This is a genomic window from Pectobacterium nicotianae (assembly GCF_023272715.1).
GTDB lineage: Bacteria > Pseudomonadota > Gammaproteobacteria > Enterobacterales > Enterobacteriaceae > Pectobacterium > Pectobacterium brasiliense.
In genome coordinates this window covers 511,069-526,756 of record NZ_CP096821.1, presented here as the reverse complement: position 1 = coordinate 526,756, position 15,688 = coordinate 511,069, and the positions used below count along the sequence as shown (strand labels likewise).

Annotated in this window: 16 protein-coding genes and 1 riboswitch; of the genes, 8 read left to right on the top strand and 8 right to left on the bottom strand. The window is 52.6% G+C overall.

Translation table 11 applies throughout. The annotated features are described in order from the left end of the window. The first annotated feature begins 297 nt into the window (after window positions 1-297). From frdA to MYB54_RS02330, 5 genes are all read left to right on the top strand, one after another. Window positions 298-2,094, top strand: coding sequence for a fumarate reductase (quinol) flavoprotein subunit (gene frdA / locus MYB54_RS02350; RefSeq protein WP_119871775.1), 1,797 nt, complete (start codon window positions 298-300; stop codon window positions 2,092-2,094). Next, complete coding sequence (locus MYB54_RS02345; protein WP_010283136.1) at window positions 2,087-2,824, top strand: succinate dehydrogenase/fumarate reductase iron-sulfur subunit; 738 nt, start codon at window positions 2,087-2,089, stop codon at window positions 2,822-2,824. Before frdA ends, MYB54_RS02345 begins: the two co-directional genes overlap by 8 nt. A 13-nt stretch (window positions 2,825-2,837) precedes the next feature. Further along, window positions 2,838-3,233: a fumarate reductase subunit FrdC gene (frdC, locus tag MYB54_RS02340; RefSeq protein ID WP_010295522.1), complete on the top strand. Its 396-nt coding sequence runs from the start codon at window positions 2,838-2,840 to the stop codon at window positions 3,231-3,233. A gap of 14 nt (window positions 3,234-3,247) precedes the next feature. Continuing rightward, on the top strand, window positions 3,248-3,604 hold the full coding sequence (gene frdD, locus MYB54_RS02335) for a fumarate reductase subunit FrdD (RefSeq protein WP_005972985.1): 357 nt from the start codon (window positions 3,248-3,250) through the stop codon (window positions 3,602-3,604). Between the two features lie 123 nt (window positions 3,605-3,727). Then, complete coding sequence (locus MYB54_RS02330; RefSeq protein WP_248721457.1) at window positions 3,728-4,312, top strand: lipocalin family protein; 585 nt, start codon at window positions 3,728-3,730, stop codon at window positions 4,310-4,312. Here the strand turns inward: MYB54_RS02330 and MYB54_RS22010 are convergent. From MYB54_RS22010 to efp, 4 genes are all read right to left on the bottom strand, one after another. Next, complete coding sequence (locus MYB54_RS22010; RefSeq protein ID WP_371928261.1) at window positions 4,302-4,520, bottom strand: DMT family protein; 219 nt, start codon at window positions 4,518-4,520, stop codon at window positions 4,302-4,304. The genes MYB54_RS02330 and MYB54_RS22010 overlap by 11 nt on opposite strands. Then, window positions 4,495-4,611: a hypothetical protein gene (locus MYB54_RS22005; RefSeq protein ID WP_371928260.1), complete on the bottom strand. Its 117-nt coding sequence runs from the start codon at window positions 4,609-4,611 to the stop codon at window positions 4,495-4,497. Before MYB54_RS22005 ends, MYB54_RS22010 begins: the two co-directional genes overlap by 26 nt. Before the next feature lie 363 nt (window positions 4,612-4,974). Then, window positions 4,975-5,106, bottom strand: coding sequence for an entericidin A/B family lipoprotein (locus tag MYB54_RS02320; RefSeq protein WP_014916783.1), 132 nt, complete (start codon window positions 5,104-5,106; stop codon window positions 4,975-4,977). Window positions 5,107-5,289: 183 nt separating this feature from the next. Next, window positions 5,290-5,856: an elongation factor P gene (gene efp / locus MYB54_RS02315; protein WP_014916784.1), complete on the bottom strand. Its 567-nt coding sequence runs from the start codon at window positions 5,854-5,856 to the stop codon at window positions 5,290-5,292. Window positions 5,857-5,897: 41 nt separating this feature from the next. Here efp and epmB point away from each other — a divergent pair, with 41 nt between their 5' ends. Then, window positions 5,898-6,950: an EF-P beta-lysylation protein EpmB gene (epmB, locus tag MYB54_RS02310; RefSeq protein ID WP_248721456.1), complete on the top strand. Its 1,053-nt coding sequence runs from the start codon at window positions 5,898-5,900 to the stop codon at window positions 6,948-6,950. 59 nt (window positions 6,951-7,009) lie between these two features. Here epmB and MYB54_RS02305 read toward each other — a convergent pair whose 3' ends face one another. After that, window positions 7,010-7,357 (bottom strand): DUF4156 domain-containing protein, encoded by a 348-nt coding sequence (locus tag MYB54_RS02305; protein WP_014916786.1) that lies wholly within the window; start codon window positions 7,355-7,357, stop codon window positions 7,010-7,012. A gap of 43 nt (window positions 7,358-7,400) precedes the next feature. Then, complete coding sequence (pgi, locus tag MYB54_RS02300; RefSeq protein ID WP_014916787.1) at window positions 7,401-9,050, bottom strand: glucose-6-phosphate isomerase; 1,650 nt, start codon at window positions 9,048-9,050, stop codon at window positions 7,401-7,403. 168 nt (window positions 9,051-9,218) lie between these two features. Next, window positions 9,219-9,412, top strand: a riboswitch (Lysine riboswitch). Window positions 9,413-9,530: 118 nt separating this feature from the next. On the opposite strand from pgi, the gene lysC reads away from it, so the two are divergent. Continuing rightward, window positions 9,531-10,907 carry a lysine-sensitive aspartokinase 3 gene (gene lysC, locus MYB54_RS02295; RefSeq protein ID WP_014916788.1) on the top strand — a complete coding sequence of 459 codons (1,377 nt, stop codon included), beginning with the start codon at window positions 9,531-9,533 and terminating at the stop codon, window positions 10,905-10,907. A gap of 41 nt (window positions 10,908-10,948) precedes the next feature. Here lysC and MYB54_RS02290 read toward each other — a convergent pair whose 3' ends face one another. Beyond that, the gene (locus tag MYB54_RS02290; RefSeq protein ID WP_039320606.1) at window positions 10,949-12,595 is read right to left on the bottom strand and encodes a Na/Pi cotransporter family protein; all 1,647 of its coding nucleotides are present in this window, start codon (window positions 12,593-12,595) and stop codon (window positions 10,949-10,951) included. A gap of 288 nt (window positions 12,596-12,883) precedes the next feature. Between MYB54_RS02290 and MYB54_RS02285 the strand changes: the two genes are divergently transcribed. Beyond that, complete coding sequence (locus MYB54_RS02285; protein ID WP_010283156.1) at window positions 12,884-14,338, top strand: DASS family sodium-coupled anion symporter; 1,455 nt, start codon at window positions 12,884-12,886, stop codon at window positions 14,336-14,338. A gap of 62 nt (window positions 14,339-14,400) precedes the next feature. On the opposite strand, the gene MYB54_RS02280 is transcribed toward MYB54_RS02285, so the two are convergent. After that, window positions 14,401-15,246 (bottom strand): intradiol ring-cleavage dioxygenase, encoded by an 846-nt coding sequence (locus MYB54_RS02280; RefSeq protein ID WP_248721455.1) that lies wholly within the window; start codon window positions 15,244-15,246, stop codon window positions 14,401-14,403. Between the last annotated feature and the right edge of the window lie 442 nt (window positions 15,247-15,688).

The window sequence follows — 15,688 nt, the reverse complement described above, 5'->3', positions numbered from 1 at the left end:
AGGGTTATTAAAGAAATAAAAGCATCATTTCCCCTTAAATAAGCCTTTCGATCACGTTTTTATCAATAAATACGCAGCCTGCTGAAAAAACCACAAAATGCAGGATCACATCAAATTTCATCTACCCATAATTCGGTATAATCATTCCCACACAAAAATTATAGGTTTATCTATTCTTTATACATCTATCACATAATTTTCAGCGGGTTTGATATTAAGCTCGGATATAAAGACAGAAACGAATAGATATTATTTTTTTATTTTAACTTAATTAACTTAAGTAACTGGAGGAATGCATTGCAAACCTTTAACGCCGATTTGGCCATTATCGGGGCCGGAGGAGCTGGCCTACGAGCGGCAATTGCTGCCGCAGAAGCCAACCCTCAACTGAAAATTGCGCTGATCTCAAAAGTCTACCCAATGCGTAGCCATACCGTGGCGGCAGAAGGTGGGTCAGCAGCAGTGACTCAGGAACACGATAGCTTCGATTATCACTTCAACGACACCGTATCGGGTGGCGACTGGCTGTGTGAACAAGACGTGGTTGAGCACTTCGTCAAACACTGCCCGGAAGAGATGATTCAACTGGAACAGTGGGGCTGCCCCTGGAGCCGTAAACCAGATGGTTCTGTCAACGTTCGCCGCTTTGGCGGGATGAAGATCGAACGCACCTGGTTTGCCGCCGATAAAACCGGCTTCCACATGCTGCATACCTTGTTCCAAACTTCCCTTAAATATCCGCAAATCCAACGCTTCGACGAGCACTTTGTCCTCGATGTTCTGGTCGATGACGGTCAAGCGCGCGGCCTTGTTGCCATCAATATGATGGAAGGTTCGCTGATTCAGATCCGCGCTAACGCCGTGGTGCTGGCGACAGGCGGCGCAGGCCGCGTGTACCGTTACAACACCAACGGCGGCATCGTCACAGGCGATGGCATGGGTATGGCGTTCCGCCACGGCGTCCCACTGCGTGATATGGAATTCGTTCAATATCACCCAACCGGCTTGCCCGGCTCCGGTATCCTGATGACCGAAGGCTGTCGCGGCGAAGGCGGCATCATGGTCAACAAAGACGGCTACCGTTACCTGCAAGACTACGGCATGGGCCCGGAAACGCCGCTCGGCGAACCGAAAAACAAATACATGGAGCTGGGGCCGCGCGATAAAGTCTCGCAGGCGTTCTGGCACGAATGGCGCGCAGGCCGCACCGTCTCAACCCCGTTGGGCGATGTGGTTTACCTCGATCTGCGCCACCTCGGCGAGAAGAAACTTCAGGAACGTCTGCCGTTCATCTGCGAACTGGCAAAAGCCTATGTCGGTGTCGACCCGGTGAAAGAGCCGATTCCTATCCGTCCTACCGCGCACTACACGATGGGCGGCATTGAAACCGATCAGAACTGCGAAACCCGCATCAAGGGTCTGTTCGCCGTCGGCGAATGTTCCTCGGTTGGTCTGCACGGTGCGAACCGTCTCGGTTCCAACTCGCTGGCCGAACTGGTGGTCTTCGGTCGCGTTGCGGGTGAGCACGCCGTACAGCGCGCACAGGCGGCGGCACCGGCCAACGGCACGGCGCTGGATGCACAGACGCGCGACATCGAACAGCGTCTGCATGACCTGATGAATCAGGAAGGCACCGAAAGCTGGGCGAAAATCCGCGACGAAATGGGCATGTCGATGGAAGAAGGCTGCGGTATTTACCGCACCACCGATCTGATGCAGAAAACCGTCGATAAGATGGCAGAACTGAAAGAACGCTTCAAACGCGTGAGAATCACTGACCGCTCCAGCGTGTTCAACACCGACCTGCTGTACACCGTTGAGCTGGGCCATAGCCTGGATGTTGCGGAATGTATGGCGCACTCGGCGATCAACCGTAAAGAGTCCCGCGGTGCCCACCAGCGTCTGGATGACGGTTGCACCGAACGTGATGACGTTAACTTCCTGAAGCATACGCTGGCGTTCTATAACCCGGAAGGCGCACCTCGTCTGGAGTATAGCGATGTGAAGATTACCAAGCTTCCACCGGCCAAACGCGTATACGGTGCAGAAGGTGATGCGCAGGAAGGCAGCAAGAAGGAGCAGGCGAATGGCTGAGATGATCAAAACCCTGAAAATGGAAGTCATGCGCTACAACCCTGAACAGGACAGCGAACCGTATTTTGAGACGTTCGATGTCCCGTACAACACGCAGACCTCCCTGCTGGATGCGCTGGGTTATATCAAAGATAACCTGGCACCGGACCTCTCCTACCGCTGGTCCTGCCGTATGGCGATCTGTGGTTCCTGCGGCATGATGGTGAATAACGTCCCTAAACTGGCCTGTAAAACCTTTCTGCGTGAATACACGAACGGTCTGAAGGTCGAAGCGCTGGGCAACTTCCCCATCGAGCGCGATTTAGTGGTCGATATGACCCACTTTATCGAGAGTCTGGAAGCCATCAAGCCGTATATCATCGGCAACGATCGTAAACCTGCTGACGGCCCGAACAAACAGACTCCGGCGCAAATGGCGAAGTATCACCAGTTCTCCGGCTGTATTAACTGTGGCCTGTGCTATGCGGCATGCCCGCAGTTCGGCCTGAACCCTGAGTTCATCGGTCCGGCAGCAATTACGCTGGCGCACCGTTATAACCTGGACAACCGCGATCACGGCAAGAAAGAGCGTATGGCGCAGTTGAACGGAAATAACGGCGTCTGGACCTGTACGTTTGTGGGCTACTGCTCAGAAGTGTGTCCGAAGCACGTCGATCCTGCCGCTGCCATCCAGCAAGGCAAAGTCGAAAGCGCGAAAGACTTCATGATCGCCATGCTGAAACCACAATAAGGGAGGGACAATGATGACATCTAAACGTAAAGCGTATGTTCGCGGTATGTCGCCGACCTGGTGGAAAAAGCTGGGGTTCTACCGCTTTTATATGTTGCGTGAAGGGACTGCCGTCCCTGCCGTCTGGTTCAGCATCGTGCTGATGTTTGGCGTTTTCGCGCTGAAAAACGGGCCTGAAGGCTGGGCAAACTTCGTCAGTTTCCTGCAAAACCCGCTGGTGCTGCTGATCAATATCGTTGCTCTGCTCGCTGCTGCGCTGCATACCAAAACCTGGTTTGAACTGGCACCGAAGGCCAGCATCATCGTGATTAAAGATGAAAAAATGGGGCCAGAGCCGATCATTAAAGGGCTGTGGGCTGTCACCGTGGTGGTAACCGTAGCCGTTCTGGCGATCGCCTTACTATTCTGAACAGGAGAAATAATGTGATTAACCCAACGCCAAAACGTTCTGACGAACCGCCTTTCTGGGGCCTGTTCGGCGCTGGTGGGATGTGGAGCGCGTTCTTCGCTCCGGTGATCATTCTGCTGGTCGGCGTGATGTTGCCTCTTGGCTTGTTCCCGGACGCGTTGACCTATGAGCGCATCGCCGCGTTCAGCCAGAGCTTTATCGGCCGTGTCTTTTTACTGCTGATGATTGTACTGCCGCTCTGGTGTGGCCTGCACCGTATCCACCACGCGATGCATGACCTGAAAATCCACGTTCCTGCCGGGAAGTGGGTGTTCTACGGCCTGGCGGCCATCCTGACCGTGGTTACCGTTATCGGTGTCGTTACGCTGTAGAGGTAACATCTGTAAATGTGTACCTAACGGCCTGCACGAGATCGTCGCAGGCCGTATTATTTCCCCGCCTGACTACGTCCATCGTCTACACTGGAACAAAGATGAAAACGATGAGATGTCAATATGATGCCCTTTAACGCTATTCGCTTTAACAGCACGTTATTCAAAAGCCTTCTCTTCACCATCAGACGACGTGGGAAAGCCTGCATTGCCGCGTTGATAGCACTCTTTTCTGTCGCCTGTAGCGTGACGCCGCCCGATAACGTCACCGTCGTGGAAAATTTTGACGTCAATCGTTACCTCGGCACATGGTATGAGATCGCCCGCCTCGACCACCGTTTTGAACGCAATATGGAACGCGTGACGGCAACCTACAGCCCGCGGGATGACGGCGGCATCAAGGTGATCAATCGTGGCTTTAACGTCGAAAAACAGGAATGGAACGAGAGCATCGGGAAAGCGTATTTCACGGGTTCGCCTCAGCGGGGCGCACTAAAAGTGTCGTTCTTCGGGCCGTTCTATGGCGGTTACAACATTATTGAACTGGATGACGACTACCGCTACGCCCTGATTTGCGGGCCGAACCGCGACTACCTGTGGATTCTCTCACGCACGCCAACGTTGGATCCTGCGACACGCGACAAACTGGTCGCCACGGCCAAACGCTACGGCTTCCCGACAGAAGCGCTTATCTGGGTCAATCAGTAATCTGAGTGTATTGACCGCAATACAAAAAGAAAACCGCGCCCGGCAGACAAATATAATCGGTTCGGCGCGGTTCTTTTAACATGAACATGAACATGAACATGAACATGGAAAAAGGAATAAACAAGGAAAGGCCGATCGCGTCCTGCAATATTTTCACTATTCCGGCAAAGGCGACCTGATAGCTAATCCGATTTGCAGATACCTGCAAAAAGCATGCGAATAATACAATACCTCGATTGACCAATTATCCAGATTCGGCCACTGAAATAGCGTAAATGCCCGTACCAGATAAACGTCATAAATATATTACTCAACGTCAGCATGCTGGCAGGCATGGCAAGAGACGACGTTATTACTTCACCGAGTGAACCGCGTTTTCATTTCCTCAATGTATGGAAGAAAACACCATCACGGTATTTTCTTCCACTCGGAAACGTTATTACGACTTATTTCCTAAAACATACCCTAAATAATTCGAGTTGCATGCAGGCGGCAACGCAGCGACAAATCGGTTAGAGACCGATTTGAACTGCGCTAGCGCTGGCCCGAAGGGTGGACCTCATTTATGAGGTCCATTAATCCCCAGGAGCTTACATCAGTAAGTGACTGGGGTGAGTGAGGAAAGCCAACGCACATGCAGCGTGAAGTATGACGGGGATGGGCTATTGGGCGCTACGCTGAATGGCCTTCCCACCCGCTTCAACATCTTCCCCAACACCTCTGGTGGTATTACACCCAACCACTGCGGAGAGAATAACCAGAGAGAAAATGGCAACAAACGCTTTCTTCAACATACTCGATTCCTTCTTTATGAGAATAGGATTTCAACGGTACGAAAGGACTGCTTTTTAAGCGTAGCCAATTTTAATGCTTGTGGCGGTTTTTTCGGACGAGGAGCAAAACAGGGGGAGAGACTTGAGTGAGAAAAAATGAATTAAAAAGGCCGCCCTCACAGAAGGCGGCCTTCTTCGCATTAATTACTTAACGCGTGAAACGTATTCGCCAGAACGCGTGTCAACTCTGACAACTTCGCCGATCTGCACGAACAATGGCACTTTAACGACCGCGCCAGTGCTCAGCGTTGCTGGCTTACCGCCAGTACCGGCAGTGTCGCCTTTCAGGCCTGGGTCGGTATCGGTGATTTCAGCTTCGATGAAATTCGGTGGCTGAACGGCGATAGGACGACCATCCCACAGGGTAACGATACATTCGGCGTTGTCTTGCAGCCATTTTGCCGCATCACCAACGGTCTTCTCTTCAACCTGATGCTGTTCAAACGTCTCAGGGTGCATGAAGTGGTAGAACTCACCGTCGTTGTACAGGTAGTTCATGTTGGTATCAACGACGTCTGCGCCTTCTGCAGAATCGGTAGACTTGAAGGTTTTTTCAACGCGAGAGCCCGTCAACAGGCGACGCATTTTTACGCGAGCAAAAGCCTGGCCTTTACCCGGCTTAACAAACTCACTGGATTCGACGGCATACGGTTCGCCTTCGAATATGATTTTAAGACCGGAACGGAAATCGTTGCTAGAATAAGTCGCCATAAAGGCCCTCTACAATTTTAATACTGGTACGAAGCCAAAAAATGGCACACATTGTAACCCTAAATATACCTTCCAGAGAAGATTGGTTGCAGCAACTTGCGGACGTAATTACCGATCCTGATGAATTACTGCAACTTTTGGCACTGAGCGATCACGCTAAACTCCGGCAAGGCCGTGATGCACGCCGGCTTTTTGCGCTGCGTGTACCGCGCGCCTTCGCTGCACGGATGCAGAAAGGCAATCCTGACGATCCATTGCTGCTACAGGTATTGACCGCGCATGAGGAGTTTATCGCCACCCCAGGCTTCACTCATGACCCGCTTGATGAGCAACACAGCGTCGTGCCGGGGCTACTGCACAAATATCACAACCGGGCCTTGCTGCTGGTTAAAGGCGGCTGTGCGGTAAACTGCCGCTACTGCTTCCGCCGCCATTTCCCCTATCAGGATAATCAGGGCAACAAGGCAAACTGGCGTCAGGCGCTGGATTATATCCGCCAGCACTCAGAACTGGATGAAATTATTTTTTCCGGTGGCGACCCGCTGATGGCTAAAGACCACGAGCTGGACTGGCTGATCACCGAGCTGGAACACATCCCACATCTGAAACGCCTGCGCATTCATAGCCGTTTGCCGGTGGTGATCCCTGCACGTATTACCGATACGCTGTGCGATCGCCTGTCACGCAGTTCGCTTCAGGTGTTGCTGGTGACGCATATTAACCACCCGCAGGAAATTGATCCTGATTTAACACAAAGTATGGCGCGTTTGCGCCGTGCAGGCGTGACGCTGCTCAACCAAAGCGTGCTGCTGCGCGGAGTGAATGACAGTGCAGAGACACTCGCCCAGCTCAGTAATGCGCTATTTGACGCAGGAATTCTGCCTTATTACCTGCACGTATTGGATAAGGTTCAGGGTGCCGCGCATTTTCTGGTAGATGACAACGAGGCGCGCGTCTTAGTCAAAGCACTGCTGAAGAAAGTATCCGGCTATCTGGTGCCCCGTCTGGCACGGGAAATCGGTGGGGAAGCCAGCAAAACGCCGCTGGATTTAGGGATGAAGCAGCATCAGGATGACGCTGGGATAGTCGGTTGAGTAATACGTTAGGAAAGCGGTGAGAGCAAAATGCCACTCTCACCGGGTTTTTCTTTAGCTTAAGGACATTTGTAGACGCTGCCGCTCATCTTGCTGTCCAGCGGCGCAAAGCTTGACCAGAAGGTCTCACTCGGACTGGTTGCACCATAGACCGTATTGCCCCCCATCGCCGCCGCTTTATTACGCAGATCGTTTGCCGCACCGCGCATAGAACTGCCGTCGCTATGGTTGCCCGCCAGCCAGTTAGACTGGCTACCGCTGGCCTGCCCCAACAGCTGACATTCGCTGCCTGGCTTGGTATCCGTGAACGTCACGGCCTGCCCGGCGGCGCTGAGTTGGCTACTGCTACTGCTGCATCCCGCCAGCAACACTGCCGCGGCTAGTCCCAACAAAATACGAACCTGCATGTCTTCCTCCTTGCGATTGAAAAACCAAAGGGCACAGGCCCGATTAGTTACGCCACGCCTTGAAGCGGTTGATCAGTCCGTTGGTAGAACTGTCATGGCTGTCGATCGTACTGTCATTTTCCAGCTCTGGCAGAATACGGTTCGCCAGTTGTTTCCCTAACTCCACGCCCCACTGATCGAATGTGAAGATGTTCAGGATCGCGCCCTGAGTGAAGATTTTGTGCTCATACAGTGCAATCAGCGCGCCCAGGCTGTACGGGGTGATTTCGCGCAGCAGGATAGAGTTGGTCGGGCGATTGCCTTCGAATACTTTAAACGGCGCGACGTGTTCCACTTCTTTTGGACTTTTGCCTGCCGCCGCAAATTCTGCTTCTACCACCTCACGGCTCTTACCGAACGCCAGTGCTTCCGTCTGTGCAAAGAAGTTCGATAGCAGTTTGCTGTGATGATCGCTCAATGGGTTATGACTCACCGCCGGCGCAATAAAATCACACGGAACCAGCTTGGTGCCCTGATGGATCAACTGGTAGAACGCATGCTGGCCGTTCGTACCCGGTTCACCCCAGATAATCGGCCCGGTCTGGTAATCCACTGGATTGCCGTTGCGATCGGCAGATTTCCCGTTGGATTCCATATTTCCCTGTTGGAAATAGGCGGCAAAACGGTGCATGTATTGGTCATACGGCAGAATCGCTTCAGTTTCAGCACCGAAGAAATTGTTGTACCAAATGCCGATCAGCGCCAGCAGCACTGGCAGGTTTTTCTCCGCTGGCGTGGAAGCAAAGTGCTTGTCCATCGCGTGCGCGCCGCTGAGCAGTTTTTCAAAGTTATCAAAGCCCAGAGAGAGAATGATCGACAGCCCAATCGCCGACCACAGAGAGTAGCGTCCGCCAACCCAGTCCCAGAATTCGAACATGTTGTCGGTATCGATACCAAATTCGCCGACGGCTTTCGCGTTGGTGGACAGCGCGGCAAAGTGCTTGGCAACGTGTTTCTCGTCCTGCGCCGTTTTCAGGAACCAGTCGCGAGCGCTGTGCGCGTTGGTCATGGTTTCCTGCGTGGTGAAGGTTTTCGACGCAACGAGGAACAGCGTGGTTTCCGGGTTCAGCGGCTTCAACGTTTCAGCGATGTGCGTGCCGTCAACGTTGGAGACAAAGTGCATGTTGAGGTGATTTTTATAAGGCTTCAGCGCTTCCGTTACCATGAACGGGCCCAGATCGGAGCCACCGATACCGATGTTAACCACGTCGGTAATGGTTTTGCCGGTATAGCCTTTCCACTCACCACCAATCACGCGTTCGCTGAAATCTTTCATCTTCGCCAGCACCGCGTTGACTTCCGGCATCACATCTTTGCCATCTACCAGAATCGGCGTGTTGCTGCGGTTACGCAGGGCAACGTGCAGAACGGCGCGGTCTTCCGTGCGGTTGATTTTCTCGCCGGCAAACATGGACTGAATCGCCGCAGATAGGTCGGTTTCCCGTGCCAGCGCGTGCAGTTTTTCCATCGTTTCTGCCGTGATGCGGTTTTTGGAGTAATCCACCAGCATCTGATCGTCGAACGTCGCGGAAAAATGCGCGAAACGATCGCTATCTTGTGCAAACAGCTCGCTGATTTGCACGTCTTTCATCGCGTCAAAATGGTGTTGTAATGCCTGCCAGGCGGCAGTTTGGCTTGGATTAATATTTTTCATAATGCGACTTTCTCTCTAAGCATGAGTTCAAAGTGACTGAATCGATTGTATCCCTTAAAATCCAGATTGAGATCCCTTTTCTTGCTAAAAGCGGTTCATGCCGTTTTGTTTATTGACAGAAACCGCATAACCCGTTATTTGTAACACCGTACTTGCACACTCGGTGTGCAAGCCAGAAGAGGCGCATCGCCCAGGTAAGATATCGGAGGAACCGTAATCCGCTGATGATATCCGAGGGGGAGCGATGCCGAGATGCGGTGAAAATACGGTTTTCACCCTATCGACTACAGAGGCTGAATCCTCTGGGTTGTCACCGGATTTGTCCTGATGGACATCCAGCAAGGTGGAGCGCTTCTGGGTGTATCGTAGTCATTTTTTCTACGCCTGCCCCCTACTTCTGCTCTCCCCCTGTGCCAAGGCTGATTAATGGAATGCTGTTTACTGAAAAACAGCCTACCACCTGACACGAGGTTTTTTGACATGTCTGCAACTGAAGTCTCCGCGAACGCGAACTCTACCGTTATTGCCAAATTTGGCGGCACCAGCGTGGCGGACTTTGACGCCATGAATCGCAGTGCCGATGTGGTGTTATCCAATCCGAATGTGCGCGTTGTGGTGCTGTCAGCATCAGCGGGTATCACGAATTTACTGGTCGCGCTCGCGGAAGGTCAAACGCCGGAAACGCGCGCCGAGCATCTGGCGAAAATCCGCCAAATCCAATACGCCATCATCGACAGACTGACCAATCAAAGCGTGATTCGCGATGAGATTGATCGCATGCTGGACAGCGTCACCACCCTGTCTGAAGCGGCGGCGCTCGCGACGTCAAACGCCCTGACCGATGAACTGGTCAGCCACGGCGAACTCATGTCTACCCTGCTGTTTGTCGAGATTCTGCGCCAGCGTGATGTCGTTGCAGAATGGTTCGATGTGCGCAAAATCATGCGTACCGACGATCACTTTGGCCGTGCTCAACCAGACTGTGACGTACTGGGCGAACTGACTCGCAGCCAGCTGCAGCCGCGTCTTGAGCAAGGTCTGGTGATCACTCAGGGCTTTATCGGCAGCGAAGCAAAAGGCCGCACGACCACGTTGGGTCGCGGCGGTAGCGATTATACGGCGGCACTGCTGGGCGAAGCGCTCAACGTCAGCCGGATTGATATCTGGACCGATGTTCCCGGCATCTACACCACCGATCCACGCGTGGTGCCGACGGCAAAACGCATCGACCAAATCATGTTTGAAGAAGCCGCCGAAATGGCGACGTTTGGCGCGAAAGTCCTGCACCCCGCCACGCTGCTGCCTGCGGTGCGTAGCGATATCCCTGTGTTCGTCGGTTCAAGCAAAGATCCGGCCGCTGGCGGTACGCTGGTATGCAATAAAACCGAAAACCCGCCGCTGTTCCGCGCGCTGGCGCTGCGTCGTAAACAAACGCTGCTTAAGCTGTATAGCCTGAACATGCTGCACGCACGCGGTTTTCTGGCCGAAGTGTTCAGCATTCTGGCGCGTCACAACATCTCCGTTGACCTGATCACGACGTCAGAAGTCAACGTCGCGCTGACGCTCGACACAACCGGCTCCACCTCAACGGGCGACAGCCTGCTATCCAGCGCCTTGCTGACCGAACTGTCATCGCTGTGTCGGGTTGAGGTTGAAGAGAATCTGTCGCTGGTCGCGCTGATCGGCAACAATCTGTCTCAGGCCTGTGGCGTCGGGAAAGAAGTGTTTGGCGTACTGGAACCCTTCCGTATTCGCCTGATCTGCTACGGCGCCAGCAGCAACAACCTGTGCTTCCTGGTACCGGGTGACGACGCCGAGCGAGTGGTACAAACACTGCACCGCAGCCTGTTCGAGTAAGCTTCTTCTATCTTGTGGGGGCCCCCCCCCACAAGATTCTGTCACAGCGTCAGCGGCGATTCTTCGCGTTCTTCATCCCCATCCTGTTGCACAATCAAGACGTTATACGCTACCGCACAGAACAGTGAATTCAGTCGGTTCATGTCCCCGAGTAAGCTCAAATGGAGCGAACTGGTTTCCAGACTCTGTACGTTGTGCTGATGTAAGCGATCGACATGAGCATGGGCATAACGGCGGTTCATAATGCGGAAGCGGTGTTTGGCACGGCGCAGGCGTTTCGCGCTGGTGACATCCTCCGACAGGAAAACCGACAGCCCCAGACGCAGATTCGCCAGCAGCTGTTCATGCAGATGGTTCAACTCTTCCAGACCCTGTGCGGAAAACGCCATGCGTACGCCGGAGGAATGGTTGGCAATGTCATCTGCCATGCGTTCGATAATATCCCCCGCCTGCTCCAGATTCAGCGCCACTTCGATCACCTCAGCCCAGCGCCGGGAATCTCGCTCATCCAAGCCGTCTTTCTGAATCTGCGCCAGATAGAGCTTAATCGCGGTGTAAAGGATATCGACATCGTCATCGAGTCGACGAATCTCCCGCCGCTGCATATGGTCGCCCTGCAAGACTTCGCGGTACAAACGCAGCATCTGCTCCAGCACATCGCCAATGCGCAGCGTTTCCCGCGCGGCGTTGGTTAGCGCCAGCGCCGGCGTATCCAGCGAACTGGTGTCCAGATGGCGCGGTTTCATTTGGAGATCGACCTGCGGCGAGTCAGCAATCATCGCGCAGGACAGGCGTGCCACCACGCCGGTAAGCGGAATCAGCAGCAGACAGCGAATCAGGTTGTAGAACAGATGGAAGTAGATGACCAGCTCTTCGGCGTTTAACGGAATACGCGTCAGCCAGCGCGAAAGCGGCTCGACCAGCGGCAACACGACCAAACAGCCTATCAGTTTGAACAGCATGCTGCCGAGCGCCACGCGTCGGCCTGCCGCATTCTGCGTCGAGGTGCTCATCATCGTCAGTAATCCGCTGCCCAGATTGGCACCAATGACCAGGCACATCGCCACTTCCAGCGAGATCACACCGCTTGCCGTCAGAGTTGCCGTTAGCAGCACCGCTGCCAGACTGGAATAGGTAATCACCGCGAACAGCGCGCCAGCCAGTGCATCCAGCATGACGTCGCCCGTCAACGAGGAAAACAGTACCTTCACACCCGACGTTTGTGTGATCGGAGCCGCGGCCACGACAATCATTTCCAGCGCCAGCAAAATCAGCCCGAGCCCAATCGCCACGCGACCAACCTGACCCACCCGCGTCTGCTTACGGCTGAGGAAAAATATCACGCCCAGAAAAATTAGCAGCGGAGAAAGCCAGGACAGATCGAACGTCAGAATTCGCACCATCAGTGCCGTACCGACATCCGCCCCGAGAATAATCACCAGCGCAGGCGTTAATGCCACCAGCCCCTGTGAGACAAAAGAGGTCGTTAGCAACGCGGTCGCATTGCTGCTCTGCACCAGCGCGGTTACGCCAATACCGGCCATAAAAGCCAACGGCTTTTTCTCAACGCTATCGCTGAGAACCCGCCGTAACTGGGTGCCATAAACTCGCATGATACCGGTGCGGACAATGTGAGTGCCCCACACCAGTAACGCAATCGCAGAAAGGAGATTCAACAGTGTTAACAAAAAGTCCTCGCCTCCAGCTAAACGTGTGTTGATAACGTAATAAATGATCATCTTACCAGATGTTGGCGGACCGTACTGCGAGGCAGCCCGCGCCATAGCAAAATCGCCCACCAATCAACTCATGATAAAAATTACTTAACTGACAATATTTAAAAAACAGAATCCAAATCAATAAGCCAATAATTTTGCCTCACGCCTTTCACGGTTAGCGCTATGCTCTTTTTATCCCTATAACTCTTATGGGTTATAACCCTGCACAATCTTGCAGCCCTCGAGTAAGGAAAATGGATGAAAACGAAAACCTCATATGGACTGAACTGGCTCCCGCTAATCATTATTCTCGCCATCGCCGCCTTTTTTTGGCAAATGGAACCCCCAACTGGCTTAAGCCCCGCCGCCTGGCACTCCGCCGTCCTCTTCGTCGCCACGATCGTGAGCATTGTCGCGAACGTTCTCCCGATTGGGGCTATCGGTATTATCAGTATCACGCTCTTTGCGCTGACGTACGCCGCGGGAGATACAACGGCCAGCGGCGCGATACAAACCGCACTCAGCGACCTGAACAGCTCGCTGATCTGGCTGATTGTTGTCGCTTTCATGATCGCGCGCGGCTTTATCAAAACAGGACTGGGTCGCCGCATCGCCTTGCAGATGATCCGCATGTTGGGAAAACGCACGCTGGGTCTGGCTTACGGTCTGGCCTTTGCCGATCTGGTGCTTTCCCCCGCAATGCCGAGCAACACCGCACGCTGCGGCGGGATTATTTATCCCATTGCCGATTCGCTGTCGCGCAGCTTCGACTCCAAACCGGAAGATGCCTCGCGCAGCAAGATTGGTACCTTCCTGATTACCTGCATCGGTAACGTTAACGACGTAACCGCTGCGCTGTTTATGACCGCTTACACCGGCAACCTGCTGGCGGTGAAACTGGCGGCCAACGCGGGCGTGACCATCACGTGGGGAAGCTGGTTTCTGGCGGCGCTTGTGCCCTGTTTGATTTCTCTGGCCGTTGTCCCCCTGCTCGTCTACTGGCTGACCAAACCAGAAATTCGCCATACGCCGGATGCACCAAAACTGGCCGTCGCCGAACTGGCAAAAATGGGCAACATGAGCCGCGGTGAATGGCTGATGGCATTCACCGTCGTCCTGCTGCTCGTACTGTGGATTTTTGGCGATAAATTAGGCGTGGATGCCACAACGGCCTCGTTCGTCGGGCTGTCTTTCCTGCTGTTAACCGGCGTACTGAGCTGGGAAGACGTAAAGAGCGAGAAAGGGGCCTGGGATACGCTAATTTGGTTCGCCGCCCTGCTGATGATGGCGAATCAGTTGAAAAAACTCGGCTTCACCAACTGGTTTGGCGATCTCATCGGCAGCAACATCGGCCACTTAATGCAGGGAACCAGTTGGGTATTGGTGTTGTTACTGCTAAATGCAGCCTATTTCTACACCCACTATTTCTTCGCCAGCGGCAACGCGCAGATCGCGGCACTTTTTGCGGTATTCCTCGGTGTCGGGATCAACCTGAACATTCCGGCGGTGCCGATGGCATTCATGCTGGCGTTTACCAGCAGCCTGTACTGTTCACTGACGCAATATACCCACGCGCGCGGCCCGATCCTGTTCGGCGCGGGCTACGTACCCACCGCCGTCTGGTGGCGCACCGGTTTCGTCGTCAGCCTGGTGAATCAGGCGATCTTCATGAGCGCGGGTCTGCTGTGGTGGAAGGTGATTGGCCTGTATTAACGCGGTGTGCCGTTGGCATGGTGGGATAACAAAGGGGCAGTACCGCTGCCCCAATATCGTATCTACTCTTGTGAAACCGTGTACTTGTATAAATCACGCTGAGTGAGGTAGGTAGAGGTCGCATTCTTATCAATAGACAAAATGATTTCCCCCGTGAACCCATCATTGAAATCACCTTCATTGATTTTATTTACCGTAAGTAGCGATTGCGCGCCATTCATCTTGGTAAAATATTCATCTTCAGTGTTGGTCACCCGCGAGATATCCCTTGGACTGTAGGGCTCGTTATTATAAACCACACGACAAAGTTCCTCTGGGAAATATAACTGCCCGACAAAAGCAAAGTGCTCTTTTTCCAGAGGATTTTTACTTACCCGCCTTATCGCAACATGAATATGTGTCGCCCTGCCAGCATAGAACCCTGGGAAGATCGTCGTGAACCTCACCACACCATTCTGGTCTGTTGGCTGTATACCCCGAAAGAAACTGGTGCTATCTGTTCTATTAACGGTCCCAACCTCATCTGTTGTCGCTTCTTTATCAGGGCTAATGAAGCTCCAACCTGAGTATTTTCCTCGGGCGTTACAGTGCCAGATATCAACTAATATGTTATCCACGGGTTCACAAGACACCCCATCGATCACTTTTATCTTCAGCAACAGCGGGATGCCGGGCTGAGACTCGGTAATATCACGCCGTAGTATTTTATAATCAACAAAATAAGGCCCTACTATTTGTTCCGTCGTGAGCGGGCACGTCTTTATCCCAACCTCCTTTGCCTTATCCGCTACGTCATTCGCCCTCGTATAGAACGGTATATTCGCTAAAGATAATAACCCGACGGTTCCAATGATTCGTTTCGCAGAGCTAATAAAGAAAAACCGTCTATTTTTATTATTCAATTCCATTGCTATTCCTCACATGCGCTATGTAAATAGCTTTTAAAATAATAAGTAGTAAAATTATTCTCAGGGGTAATAGGTGCTACATCACTTCATTACTGATCCATGCGTCAATTAATCCATTACTGATCAATTAATGAATATGACGTTCGATAACGTCACCGAATATAACACGTCAAAGGAGTATTGTTTTTAGTCGTTAAAATGTCTAGCACATCGGATATAAAAGCCACGTATTGCCACATATAAAAAATCTCAACGACATTAATTACACCTAAAAAATATAAATACAGGAAATATAAATTCACTATTATTTATTTTATTCAATGAATCAGAACGATATTTAACTATTTGCGGAAAATAGCTGAAATAGATATGCAGTAGCAGAATATTATCGCCATTCGCTATCAGGATTAATGTATTCAGATATTGGAGGGAGAATAGAAGA

What these genes read in the sequence shown, in the direction of transcription:
- MYB54_RS02345 (WP_010283136.1), top strand. Translation starts at nt 2,087, where the DNA reads ATGGCTGAGATGATCAAAACCCTGAAAATGGAAGTCATGCGCTACAAC.
- frdC (WP_010295522.1), top strand. Translation starts at nt 2,838, where the DNA reads ATGACATCTAAACGTAAAGCGTATGTTCGCGGTATGTCGCCGACCTGG.
- MYB54_RS02330 (WP_248721457.1), top strand. Translation starts at nt 3,728, where the DNA reads ATGATGCCCTTTAACGCTATTCGCTTTAACAGCACGTTATTCAAAAGC.
- MYB54_RS22005 (WP_371928260.1), bottom strand. Translation starts at nt 4,611, where the DNA reads ATGACGTTTATCTGGTACGGGCATTTACGCTATTTCAGTGGCCGAATC.
- MYB54_RS02320 (WP_014916783.1), bottom strand. Translation starts at nt 5,106, where the DNA reads ATGTTGAAGAAAGCGTTTGTTGCCATTTTCTCTCTGGTTATTCTCTCC.
- efp (WP_014916784.1), bottom strand. Translation starts at nt 5,856, where the DNA reads ATGGCGACTTATTCTAGCAACGATTTCCGTTCCGGTCTTAAAATCATA.
- epmB (WP_248721456.1), top strand. Translation starts at nt 5,898, where the DNA reads ATGGCACACATTGTAACCCTAAATATACCTTCCAGAGAAGATTGGTTG.
- MYB54_RS02305 (WP_014916786.1), bottom strand. Translation starts at nt 7,357, where the DNA reads ATGCAGGTTCGTATTTTGTTGGGACTAGCCGCGGCAGTGTTGCTGGCG.
- pgi (WP_014916787.1), bottom strand. Translation starts at nt 9,050, where the DNA reads ATGAAAAATATTAATCCAAGCCAAACTGCCGCCTGGCAGGCATTACAA.
- lysC (WP_014916788.1), top strand. Translation starts at nt 9,531, where the DNA reads ATGTCTGCAACTGAAGTCTCCGCGAACGCGAACTCTACCGTTATTGCC.
- MYB54_RS02285 (WP_010283156.1), top strand. Translation starts at nt 12,884, where the DNA reads ATGAAAACGAAAACCTCATATGGACTGAACTGGCTCCCGCTAATCATT.
- MYB54_RS02280 (WP_248721455.1), bottom strand. Translation starts at nt 15,246, where the DNA reads ATGGAATTGAATAATAAAAATAGACGGTTTTTCTTTATTAGCTCTGCG.